General features: G+C 48.1%; 8 protein-coding genes and 1 pseudogene. 4 read left to right on the top strand and 5 right to left on the bottom strand.

The features are described 5' to 3' along the window. Positions 1-117 precede the first annotated feature (117 nt). Positions 118-1,107, top strand: coding sequence for a histone deacetylase family protein (locus N836_RS50285; protein WP_023072371.1), 990 nt, complete (start codon positions 118-120; stop codon positions 1,105-1,107). Between the two features lie 7 nt (positions 1,108-1,114). Here N836_RS50285 and glgP read toward each other — a convergent pair whose 3' ends face one another. After that, positions 1,115-3,742, bottom strand: a complete 2,628-nt coding sequence (gene glgP / locus N836_RS50280) for an alpha-glucan family phosphorylase (RefSeq protein WP_031292573.1) — start codon at positions 3,740-3,742, stop codon at positions 1,115-1,117. Positions 3,743-4,371: 629 nt separating this feature from the next. Between glgP and N836_RS50275 the strand changes: the two are divergent. Then, positions 4,372-4,881 (top strand): annotated as a pseudogene (locus N836_RS50275) (Ppx/GppA phosphatase family protein); the annotation flags it as partial. Between the two features lie 79 nt (positions 4,882-4,960). Here N836_RS50275 and N836_RS50270 read toward each other — a convergent pair. After that, positions 4,961-6,313, bottom strand: coding sequence for a hypothetical protein (locus N836_RS50270; protein ID WP_023072366.1), 1,353 nt, complete (start codon positions 6,311-6,313; stop codon positions 4,961-4,963). A 263-nt stretch (positions 6,314-6,576) separates the two neighbouring features. Here N836_RS50270 and N836_RS76475 point away from each other — a divergent pair, with 263 nt between their 5' ends. Next, entirely contained in the window at positions 6,577-8,931 is a 2,355-nt protein-coding gene (locus N836_RS76475; RefSeq protein ID WP_023072365.1) for a phycobilisome rod-core linker polypeptide, read from the top strand. 146 nt (positions 8,932-9,077) lie between these two features. Here N836_RS76475 and N836_RS73205 read toward each other — a convergent pair whose 3' ends face one another. After that, a complete protein-coding gene (locus tag N836_RS73205; RefSeq protein ID WP_023072364.1) occupies positions 9,078-10,034 on the bottom strand; it encodes a phycobilisome rod-core linker polypeptide in 957 nt (318 codons plus the stop codon). A 668-nt stretch (positions 10,035-10,702) separates the two neighbouring features. On the opposite strand from N836_RS73205, the gene N836_RS50255 reads away from it, so the two are divergent. After that, entirely contained in the window at positions 10,703-11,422 is a 720-nt protein-coding gene (locus N836_RS50255; protein WP_023072363.1) for a phycobilisome rod-core linker polypeptide, read from the top strand. 292 nt (positions 11,423-11,714) lie between these two features. On the opposite strand, the gene N836_RS50250 is transcribed toward N836_RS50255, so the two are convergent. Both N836_RS50250 and cpeB read right to left on the bottom strand, forming a co-directional pair. After that, a complete protein-coding gene (locus N836_RS50250; protein WP_023072362.1) occupies positions 11,715-12,209 on the bottom strand; it encodes a phycoerythrin alpha-2 chain in 495 nt (164 codons plus the stop codon). Positions 12,210-12,281: 72 nt separating this feature from the next. Then, positions 12,282-12,772 (bottom strand): C-phycoerythrin subunit beta (gene cpeB, locus N836_RS50245; RefSeq protein ID WP_023072361.1); only part of this gene is annotated, 491 nt, incomplete at its 5' end.

The raw sequence follows: 12,772 nt of genomic DNA, 5'->3' as shown, positions 1-12,772 counted from the left end.
GGCCAGATCCTTCAGCCCCCTCTAACTGTCCAAATAACCCCTGGGGATGGATTAGCGCAGGAGAAACCGAAAAAGAGCTGATTTGACGTGCTTTAAAGACTCTGGAGAGAAAAATTAATGGTAACCTCCGTTGCCCCTGGACAGACTCCTTTTCGGATAATTTATTCTGAGCGTTTTTTAGACCATGACACCGGACCTGGCCATCCTGAAAATGCGGGGCGGCTAACAGCAGTCGTTACTGCCTTAAAAGCGCATCCCATCGCTCCACAGCTGGAGTGGGTAGAACCGTGCGATCGCAATCCCCTACCCTGGGTTAATGCCGTGCATGACCCGGCCTATGTCCTGACCCTAGAGCGCATTGCCGAGCGGGGCGGCGGTCGTTTGGATGGCGACACCCCCGTCTCATCCGCCAGCTATGGAACTGCCCTCCTTGCCGCCGCCGCCTGGCTGGACGGTGTGGACTATGTGCTAAATCACGACACTGCCGGATTCGTCCTGGCCCGCCCCCCCGGTCACCATGCCGAATACAGCCGGGGCATGGGCTTTTGTTTGCTGAGCAATGCTGCCATTGCAGCCCGCTATGCCCTCGACCGGCCCACCATTAACCGTGTTGCCGTGCTCGACTGGGATGTCCACCACGGCAATGGCACCCAGCAATTAGTGGGCAATCATCCCCAAATTGCCTACTGCTCACTCCATCAAATGCCCGCCTACCCAGGCACCGGAGCAACCAGCGAAACAGGCCAATATAACAATGTGCTCAATGTTCCCATAGCTGCTGGCAGTCGCCTCAAGGATTATCAAACCCAGTTTGAACAGCAGGTCATCCCATTCTTGAAACAGTTTCAGCCAGATTTACTAATCGTCAGCGCCGGTTACGATGCCACGGCGGCTGACCCCCTAGCTGGGGTTGATTTAATGCCCGCCGACTATGGCATCTTGACTACGGCTTGCCATCAGATAGCCCCCCGCGTCCTGTTTGGACTGGAGGGGGGCTATGACTATCAGGCCTTGAGCCAATCGGTGCTAGCTACTATTGAAGCTTCATTACAAGCCCACAGTAACCGACGGAAAGATAGCCTGCTAAAAGACAGTAGCCGGCGCTAAAAGCAGCCTAAGCATTGACTGACGCAGGTTCAACGGTTTCTAAATCACCGATGACAATGCGAACACGGTCGGGGTCAGCCCAGTAGATTAGACGCGGCATGTAGGGGCTACTCAAGTAATCGTGGTTGGGTAAAACTCGCAGGGAAAAGCCCTGGAGCCCACTATTGTAGTAAGCCACATTCAGTGTGTACAGACTGGAGCCATCGGCATCCTGGCCACGGTAAATCATGGCCACGGCCTGACCACCTCGCAACTCCCCATCAATATCGATACCGCCCTGGTAGAATTCCACGGAGACATCGGTCGGCTGCAACTCTCCTAGCTGCACACGGGCTGTCACCTGCAGCGGTTCATTGACTTGCAAGTTCGTGTCATGGGACAAGCTGATTTCATGGACGGCAATGTGCTCCCAATAGCGACTTAATTCTGATTGCCACTGAGCCAGAGCCTTAGCCGGGGTGAAGTTATCAGCCACCAGCTGACGACCCCGATCCGACGCCGCAAAATACCCCTGAGTCGCATATTCCTGCAGCATACGTGCAGTATTAAACGCCGGTGTGTTCAACCGGATAGCCGCCTTCATTTTGGCCACCCAACCCCGAGGAATACCGTGCTCATTCCGCTCATAGAAAAGAGGAACCACAGCGGTTTCCAACAGCTCGTATAGATCATTAGCTTCGACCTCATCCTGATAGTCAGGATCGTCATAGTCTTCACCAGATCCAATCGGCCAGCCAGTGCTGACGTAATCGGCTTCATCCCACCAGCCGTCCAAAACACTGAGGTTAGGGAGACCGTTCATCGCTGCTTTCATACCGCTGGTCCCCGATGCTTCGCGAGGACGACGGGGATTGTTGAGCCAGACATCACAGCCCGACACCATCCAACGGGCCACATGGATATCGTAGTTGGGAACAAACACGATGGAGCGGTCTAACCCTTCATCGCGAGTAAAGTGAATAATGTTGCGGATCAGTTCTTTGCCTGGAATATCTTTAGGATGCGCCTTACCCGCAATGACAAACTGTACCCGACGACCCAGAGAGTTTTCAACAATCTTACGCAGACGCTCTACGTCTCTGAGAAACAGCGTTGCCCGCTTGTAGGTAGCAAACCGACGGGCAAAGCCAATGGTTAAGATGCCAGGGTCCAAAACCTCCTGGGCTCTCTCCATTTCTAAGTGGGAGCCTCCTCGCTCTTTCACCGCTTTACATAGCCGGTCTCTCACAGAAACCACTAAATGGGAGCGACAATTCTCGTGGTTACGCCAGATTTCCTCATCGGGAATGGCACTGACTTTATCCCAGATAGGATCGTCCACACTGGCACTATCCCAGGTGGGTCCCAGGTAACGGTCGTAGAGTTCCTGGGTCGATTTGGCAACACAGCTACGGGTATGGACGCCATTGGTAATGGAGGTAATCGGCACTTCATCGCTGGGCAAGTCTGGCCACAGCCCGCCAAACATACCTCGGGAAACGGCTCCATGTAGCTTGCTAACGCCGTTGACAAATGACGCCATCTTAATGGCCAAAACCGCCATGCTAAAGGACGAATTCAGATCGCCTTCGCTTTCTCGCCCAAAGGACAGAAAATGCTCGTGGGATAGGCCAAAGTGGGCGGCATAATGCCCCAGGTAATGAAATACTTTGTCTGGGGGAAACAGATCAATCCCAGCCGGTACGGGGGTGTGGGTCGTAAATAGCTGGCTGGCTTGAGCCACTTGCTGCGCTTCGCTAAAGCTGAGGCTATGGTCATCCATCAGCATGCGGATGCGTTCTAAAGCCAGAAACGCCGAGTGGCCTTCATTGAGGTGATAGGCTGAAGGGTGTAGACCCAGAGCCCTCAGCATCCGCACTCCACCAATGCCCAGCATCATTTCTTGCTGAATGCGCATATCGATGTCGCCACCGTATAAGCGATCGCAAATATCCTGATCGTGGGGCGCATTGGGGTCAATATTAGTATCTAACAAATAGAGTGGGACACGACCTACCGTTACACGCCAGATGCGAGCATACACCTTACGTCCTGGAAAATCGACAGCAATCCGTAATTCGTTGCCCTCCTGATCCCGCTCTAGCGCCAGGGGCATATTGTAAAAATCATTAATGGGATAGCGTTCTTGCTGCCAACCATCGGCATTGAGGTACTGGGCAAAATAACCCTCTTGGTAGAGCAAACCAACACCCACCAAGGGCAGTCCCAAATCGCTAGCCGTCTTCAGGTGATCGCCCGCTAGCACACCTAAACCGCCTGAATATACAGGCAGACAGGTGGTCAAGCCAAACTCCATAGAGAAGTAGGCATAGCATTCATGGGAGGTCGGATTAGCCCGATTGACGTCGTACCATGATTGAGCGCTCAGATAATGCTCTAAACGTTCGACGGCACGGTGCATCTGAGCAAGAAACCCACCATCCTCAGCCACTGTCTGGAGCCGATCTTGGCTAATAGTACTCAGCATCAAGATCGGGTTGTAGCGACTGGATGCCCACAGGTCGGGGTCCAGGCGTTTAAACAAGTCAATAGTCTCCACATCCCAATCCCAATGGATATTCTCAGCAAGCTGACGTAAAGGAGCTAACGAAGCGGGTAGTGTGGGTGTAACGTTAAAGGTACGAATCGGGCGCATAGATTTCTGACGCGAGAGCTTCAAGTCCACAAACATTCTGACTCTGAAATTTGATTGAGGATAAAACCCTTAATACTGTTTTCGCTCCCAGTGTTTACTTGTCTAAAGACAAACCAGCCAGGATCAAGGGGTTTCGCAGAAGCTAAAGTTTTTCTTCAATTAAAAAAGACACATGCTTCTTTTTTGAGTTCAATTTCCTTTTATTGCTTTTTATTTTTAGATAGAACGTTAGGTACTTGCTCGCTGCATACATCACCATCACGCTCATCTGCAGCTCGATGCGCAGGCGCTTAACCTGATAGGACGAAGGATGGAAACATGAGAACAGCAGAATGAAGCACAGGCTTGTAGTAGTAAAGTTTTAGGGCTCTGAATCATTCGGCGTTGCTAATCCTGGGGACGATTTGATCTATAAAAGGCTGGTGAATAGCATTCCTGCCAGATCGATACATCCTCTAAATCAGCAACGGCAATTATTCTAACCAACCGAATCGCCTGCTATATATTTCAGCTATGGTTCTCAAAAATCATGTTGCCATTGACATTGGCACAAATTCCATTTTGTTACTTGTCGCCCAAAAAGTCGATGGGTCAGACCCTTCACTAGTGCCTATTCTCGATCAGGCCAAAAAGGTCTGGTAATTGATATTGGTGGCGGCAGCACCGAAATTGTTTATGGCACAACTAGCACCATAGGATATCAACAAAGTTTTCCCATTGGTGCAGTGATCGCCAAAGAGAAGTTTCAACTAACAGAACGTATTTTGGCTGCAGAAGCTCAAACCCTCCAAGCCTATACCAAAGAGCTTTGCAAGCCGCTGCCAATACTCTCCCAAGATGCGACCATCTTATTAACTGGAGGCACAGCAACAACATTAGCGGCCCTAGAGCAACAGCTTAGCAACTACGAGATTAACGCTATTGATGGTTACCCCATGCAGCACTCCACCATTCAGGCTCTATACAATCAGCTTAACCAAATGTCCTTAGAGCAGCGAACAACGTTACCCGGAATGGAACCAGGGCGAGCGGATATTATTCTGCCTGCGTTACTCATCCTACTGACCCTACTCAATGTTCTAAACATCCATACAGTTCAAATCAGTGTCCGGGGGGCTCGCTATGGGATTTTGCTTTGAGGAGATACTGATGCCCCTTGGAATCCAGGCACCAGAAAAGGGGTCGCGGGTCGCGGTTATCCATGTGAAATCTGATTGATTAAATTCTTGCTCCTTTTACACGACAACCAACACCACCTTGTTCTTGAAGACTCTTTTGCGCAGCATCCCTAGGACTAAAAAACACTTCTTTCACCACCTGCCATTGGTCTACCATCAAGGACTTAAAGCGTTCTTCCTGGTCTGGTGGGCCACCATTGGTCAGGTAATACTGAGCCCCATCGTTGCCTTCTACAAACTCACCATTAAAAAAGTTACACAGCACGTCACTCTCTAGATTTTCGCGTCGTACCTCTAGACCAGCTGCTTCGAGATCTTTGACCGCATCTTCTTCCAAACTACATTGCAACTGAAGCTTCGCCGCCATTTGCTTTGTTGTCAGGCATGGCACTATGGTTGCCATCTCGATAGCATCATTACGCGCTTGATGGCTGTCATTGACAATCACAACACCCTGCCCAATAAATAGCAAACCCATATCTAGATGAAACTGCCCTGGTTGTTCTACGCTGATAACTTGCTCAATGTGATCTAGGCCAAAATCTTCACAGATGAGTTTTCTCACGTCGTCGTCAGTGAGCTGATACATTTGGGCTGTAGCTGCGATCGCATCTTTGCCAATCAGAATCACAGGGTTGCCGGTTGCATCTTCTCCAGTAATCATATTGCCACCTTCTATATAGGCTCGGATATGGCCGACATGGCAACCTTTTGCTTGAGCAGTACGTTCACGTTCTAGCCCCATACGCAATGCATTCACCCGTGTCCCCAAGAGAATCCATAAGTGATCGTCTCGCAGCGCTTCTTCTAAATGTTCTGGGGTAATTTTCCCTTGCCATCGGTGTCTTCTACCTGCCGTCATGGCCCACTGCAGGAGTTCATCATCAAACTGATTCAGTACAGCCACCTGACCATTTTCTAGATATTCCACACTATCCTCGGCCCATTTTGATACTGGGTGTTGACTTTCCGTTAGGGTGTAGTCAAGTGCTGAATAGTCATCCTTCGCGAGTTCCTGCGCGATAGTGTCTCGACAATCCGCGTCAGTCAAAATTTCTAAACGTATTCCCAATTCCTTAACGGTTCTAGCCAAAAAATGTAGGTGTTCTAACTCAGTCTCATAAGCCGTTTCTGTTTGACCTTGCGTATAGTTCATATGTAGAACCTTAGTGCGGCCACTGGGTGTTTTCTTGTGGGGAAGGACTCTATCTGTATCGACCAATGGCAGTGTTGCCTGAATTCTTTTCTGAATTGACTTGACTGTCTCTACTGCCACACCATTAATATCCTGTGTTTGCCTGAGTAGCTCATGCAACTGCTGCAACGACTGGTCAGTGGGGTTGGCAAGCGTGCGATCGCTGCTTCTGTCTGTATAACTCTTTTGAACACTCATTGAGACACTCCCACAAACACTGAATTAAGGTATGCCAGATCAAACAAACTATCAATCCATTATTGGATATCTGGCAAACAGATGAAAAGCCGCTTGGACTTTACACTGAGTTGTAACAATTCCTCAAAGTTTGTTGGTTCTAATCTTAATAAGATGGACTAAAACATACTTTCTCGGTATGAGCTGGATTGTCGTCTTTTCTGAGTTCAACGGCCTGCAGATCCAGTTTAACCGATATAACTATAAAACTTGGGAGATGGTGAATGGCCAGCACGTTTACAAGTCCTGTTGTTAATTCTGCAATTAGACTGGGCACTCAAGCCTTTGATGAAACGGATCCTATTCAACTGTGGCCCAGTGATTCGTTAGATGCGATCGAAGTCGTTATCCGAGCCGTCTACAGACAGGTTTTGGGCAATGCCCATGTGATGGAAAGTGAGCGTGCCGCTGTAGCAGAAGCAGAGTCACAGCTACGGAATCATGCCATCACCGTACGGGAATTTATTCGTTATATTGCTAAGTCCGAACTGTATCGGTCTCGTTTTTTTGAACCTTGCTCTCGCAATCGCTTTATTGAGCTGAACTTTAAACATCTGCTAGGCCGCGCGCCCAGTCAATACAGCGACATTGCTGACCATAGCCATCTCCTAGAATCAGAAGGATTTGAAGCCGAGATTGACTCTTACTTAGACGGTGATGAGTATGATCAAACCTTTGGTGAAAACACGGTGCCTTATTACCGGGGGCATAAATCTCCCACCGGGCAGCAAGTGTCTGGGTTTGCCAATTTATTGAAGCTGCTGCGGGGTGCTGCTAGTAACGACAACCATTTGGCTCATCAACAACAAGCCCGGCTAAACCAAGCCATTATGGCTAATCAGATTAGTGCGATCGCACCCGTCACTCGCCCTACAACCGAATGGCGGACACCGATTACACCTGAGGCCTATGCCCTAATGCATCCTGAGCTAATGCATGTTCCAGAAGAAGTGAAATCGGCTATCCAGCTAGGTACTCAGGCCTTTGACGAAACTGCACCTGTAGAACTCTGGGCCAACGATTCTGCAGAAGCTGTTGATGTTGTAATTCGGGCCGTTTATCGCCAGGTTTTGGGCAATGCCCATGTGATGGAAAGTGAGCGAGCTGCTGTTACCGACGCAGAATCTCTGTTGCACAATCGTCAAATCAGTGTCCGTGGTTTTATTCGCGCAATTGCCAAGTCTGAACTCTATCGCGGTCGCTTTTTTGAACCTTGTTCCCGCAGCCGCTTTATTGAGTTGAACTTTAAACATCTTTTGGGTCGTGCCCCCAACAGCTATAGCGATATTGCTGACCATGGCAATATCCTGGAAACCGATGGCTTTGAAGCCGAGATTGACTCTTATCTCGATAGTGACGAATACATTCTTGCCTTTGGTGAAAACACGGTGCCTTATTATCGGGGACATCAATCTCCCACCGGGCAAAAAGTGGCAGGCTTCGCTAATCTATTGAAGCTGCTGCGAGGTAATGCTAGCAATGATAATAATCCAATCTATTACCAGTCTCAGGCACGGCTAACCCAGGCTTTGATGGCTGAGCAGATTGATGCGATCGCACCACTCAGCAGCCCAGCCAACATCACCCACACCCCCACAGTCCTACAAGCAGAACCAGAACTCACTCCAGAACAAATCGCCACCCAACAAACATTTAAAGGCTACGAACCCTTCCGTCAAACCTCTCCTGTAGAACTAGTACCAGGGGCATCGGAAGACGAGATTGAGGTGGTCATTCGAGCCGTTTATCGTCAGGTCATGGGTAATGCTCACATTATGGAAAGTGAGCGTTTGGTTGTACCTGAGTCCAAACTCAGAAGTGGTGAACTAAGTGTGCGTGAGTTTGTGCGTCAGGTAGCTAAGTCTGAACTTTACCAGTCGCGGTTTACAGATTGCTATCGCTACCGAGCCATGGAACTTCACTTCAAACATTTGCTGGGTCGTACCCCTCAAAGTTTTGACGAAATGAAAGCCCATAGTGTCATTCTGGACACAGAAGGGTATGAGGCTGACATCGATAGCTACATCAATAGCGATGAATACAACAACGCTTTTGGCGAGAATATCGTGCCCTACTACCGTGGCTACAATAGTGCCCCAGGGCAAACCATGGTGGAATTTACCAACATGTTGCATCTACTTAAGGGAGCATCTAGCAGCGATAAAGATCTCACGGATAACCGCCCACGAGTCGCCAATGGCATGCTGCCCTATCAGGAACCCAAGGTTAGCAAACCCCGTGATGCTCAAGAGATCTTGTCCGAGATCTTCAAATTCACAACATCAGATACGGTACCCACTGCACCAGCAGAACCAGCAACTCAGGAAAGTGAGCAGGATGTAGTTATTGCTAAACTCCAGCAACAGTTAGCAGCCCTACGTCCTTCCGCAAGCATTGGGGAATTTGTTCTACGGCAGGGAACACAGCCTAAAGCCGTTTTGGGCAGTAACCTCTCTCAGCAAACTGATGAAAAAGCAGCCTTAATTGAACGATTACAAGGCGAGCTGATGGAAGCCCAGGCATTGGCAACCATTGGTGCCAACCGCCTTAACAAGTGGCAACAGCGAAACTTCCGTTAAAGTTGAGCCATTAGATTAGCGTCTCTTTGGGGGCATAGAATAGGGGTGTTTCATCTGAATATGAAACACCCCTATTCTATTTCATCCACCCATCCACCCATCGACTCATCCACATTGGATAGTGGGCAAACTTACGCTACAGAGTACTAGTAGTTGCGATAAGCACCTTTACCCTGCCTTTCCTGGATTTCTGACAATAGCTCTCTTGCAATCACTCTCAGTTCCTTAGGATAACGGGGCATAGGGGCTTTAAGTAGATCTGCAGAATATGAATCAGGAAGGGAGTTTAGGGGGGGAATACTGCCTGGACTATTCTGCAACAAACCAGGCTTCAAGTCGGGAGTAGCGGCATCGGTAAACATTGATTTATCACTGCTACAGGCCGCTCCAAACAAGGAAAATGAACGAGTAAACCCAACTGAAGACTTACCAGTTTGCGTACTGTAGCCTCGAATGTAAGGAACCCGCATATCCCCGAAGGTTCGAAAATATTCGTCACTATCGAGATAAGAATCAATTTCTGCTTCGAATCCTTCTTCTGACAAAGTTCTGAGATGCTGGGCAATTTCCTCGTAACTGTCAGGGGCACGACCTAATAAATGCTTGAAATTTAGTTCAACTGCAGTTACATTAGGACACTTCTCAAAGAAGAGCGTTCTGTAGCGATCAGATTTTGCCAATCTGCGAACAAACTCAAGCACACTAATCTCACCACTGCGCATTTGAGATTCGGCTTCCTTGGACCGCTCACTTTCCATCAGATAAGCGTTGCCAAAGACTTGCTTATAAGCGGCTTCAATAACCAGATCAGCATTCTCTACTGATGCAGAATCATAGGTGAATTCTGCGATCGCATTACCAGCTACAGCATCTCTATATTTTGCTGGCAAGGTTTTGGCCTTGTCCTCTGGTGCAATCTGAACTTGCACTCGGCCATTAGCTGCAACATTGACGGCCGGGGCCGGGGACGCTGTTTTCTTCTTAGCAGGCTTAGGAGTAGCAGCGGGCTCAGCCGCTGTTTGCTGAGTCGATTCTTTTTTATCAACTGTTGGCAAGCTAAGGTTCTTAGTCTTTTCCAAAACGCCAGACAACTTTTTAAGCATTTCCTAAGCCCTAAACAATTTTGACAGCTCTACCATCTCAAATAATCGAGCTTTCTACGATTATTAAAAAATGGCTTTACAATTCCTATACTTCGAACTAAATATGCATTCGAAACCTAAGTGAGGCACAGGATACAGAGGTAATCGTATCAATGGAAAGACTTCCCGTCAATGACTCTAGATAGCTCTGACAGACTACTAGTTTTGGATTGGATTAATCCAATGGGGCCAAATAGGACTTAGCCTGCATGAACGAGCACTCAGATAGCGACTGCTTTAGGTTTAGAAGATTAAAACGCTACGAAACGTAGATATGAGCTTCTGCCCATGAAAACCCCAGTTATAAAACTTTACTTTCCAGAGAGAACCCGCTCAAGATGCCATGGATACTTTTCGACACATCCTGTTACATTTCACCCAGATTACAAGTTCATCGCCTAAACCCCGTTCAGCTCAGGTATAAAAACTTTCATGCGCCATAAACTAACGACACCAGCATATCGGGCACTTTGATTATTTCTGAGAACAACGCAATACATTGCAACTAATTAAGTAAATATACTTATCACCTTTGTTTTTTGATATCCAGAGGTCTTTAGGATAGCCATAAGGTTAGGTAGCTCAATATCTAACCTTTTGCCCATTTACTAAATTCAATACTTAATAAAATGCAAACATTAGCAATTGACAATCAGTTTATTCCCGCACCGCAAAACGGCTATCTTTATTTAGAAAAATTTGGCCCAGGTGACACTAAGCCCTCCTCCACTATGGATAAGCGGGATTGTCTGCAGGCTGTATACCGCTGCATTTTTAAAGACAATCGTAATATCGATTTTCACCACAATGATGTTCTAGATTCTGCCTATCTCAATAACGAAATCACTACCCAAGAGCTAGTTCGTGAACTGATTTGTTCCGACATGTTCATTAACTTTATTTTGGCCAATAACAGTAATTACCGCTTTGTGCAGCTATGTTTTGAGCGGGTACTGGGTCGTCCTGCCATTCAAGCAGAAGTCTTCAAATGGAGTTCTCTACTGGCCTCTGAAGGCATCCGGTCATTTGCCCAAAATCTAACCACCTGTGACGAATATGTAAGTGCCTTTGGTCCAAACAAGGTCCCTCATCGACGCTCCATCAAGCTCTTCTCCAGTGACCAAAATATGCCTGCTCTGCCCAAAGAGCTGAGCATTAAGCGCTATCAAGGAGAAGGTAATGAGAACCAGTACAATTTTATCGGTGCCATCAACCCACTCTGGGAAGGCAATATGCCACCAGCTATTATCCGCAAGATTGGTTCTGTGGCCACGGTAATAGGTGCCATCGAAGTGAGTCGTGTGGTACTGACCCTGGCATGGCAGGCTATCACTGGTGGTCATATGTAGACCGTAAGCGCATTATTTGGAGATATAACGTAGTAGCCTTTTGAGACTCCCAAAGTCCTCCAGTATTGGGGGACTTTGTACTGGCTTCAGACTATGGGGATGACGTACTACAATTCCCAGGTACCTATAGTCCAGGCCTACTGAAGTTCATCTACTGCATGCAGAGAAACTAAAAGAGTTCAACTTAAATATGACCTAATACAACAAACCTGGAGACTCCGAAGAATCTCCAGGTTTTGACTAACTCTTTGACTAACTCAAGGTAGTCAAGCTCTTAATCGTAGTCAGATGACTAGGAAAGAGAGTTGATTACATAGTCAACCAGTGCGTTGTACTCAGTCAGAGCCTGAGCAGACATGTCACGAGGAGCGCAACCACGATTACGAGCAAAGCTTAGAGCCGCTACGTAAGGAGCAGTAGGCAGGTTCAGAGCACGGTATACTTCACGCTGACCGGCAATTCCCCACTCATCCAGAGGACCAGTACCACCCACAACTAGGCTGTAGCTGATCAGACGCATGTAGTGCTTCACGTCACGTAGGCACTTTGCCTTGAACGTGTCAGTGGAGTTAGCTTCACCCGCATTGTTCAAGTAGGGGTACTTGGAGATGCAAGCATCGTAAGCTTCTTTAGCCACGTTGTCCAAGTTGCCAGCTAGCTTCTCAGCGGCTTCCAAACGGGCAGCAGCACGCTGTAGGCTACCTTGTACGGACTCTAGGTCAGAAGTGGAAGGAAAACGACCAGCTGCATCTGCAGCAGCGATCACAGTAGTAACAACAGATTTCATTTCGTATTTTCTCCAGTAGTTAAATTGATCGTGATTCAGTTCAGAGCAATCTCGCTAAGTTGTCTAAAGAGACTAACCTAGAGCAGAGATAACGCGATCAAAGTAGCTAGAAGCTTCAGCAACCAAAGATGCACAACGATCTTCAGTTACAATGGAGCCCATCTTACGTAGACGAGCACCAGCACGAGCTTCGCTAGGCTCATCCTTAATGTGAGCAGCTGCTTGAGCCTTCATGATCTGTACCGCGCGTACAGTGGAAGTTGCAGGTACGCCTAGAGCCGCGTAAGTCTCTTTGAGACCGTTCAAGCAACGATCATCGAGAACAGACGCATCACCAGCTAGCAGAGCGTAGGTAACATAGCGCAAGATGATTTCGCCGTCACGTAGGCAAGCCGCCATACGACGGTTGGGGTAGCAGTTACCACCAGCTTGGATCAAACCCTGGTTCTCACAGATCATGCCAGCGATAGCATCGGATACCATGCAGCTAGCGTTGGATGCAATTGCGTTTACAGCATCTAGACGACGGTTGCCGCTAGCAACAAATGCCTTAAGAGCAGCTA

This window comes from Leptolyngbya sp. Heron Island J (genome assembly GCF_000482245.1).
GTDB lineage: Bacteria > Cyanobacteriota > Cyanobacteriia > Phormidesmidales > Phormidesmidaceae > Leptothoe.
This window is presented reverse-complemented; position numbering and strand designations above follow the sequence as displayed.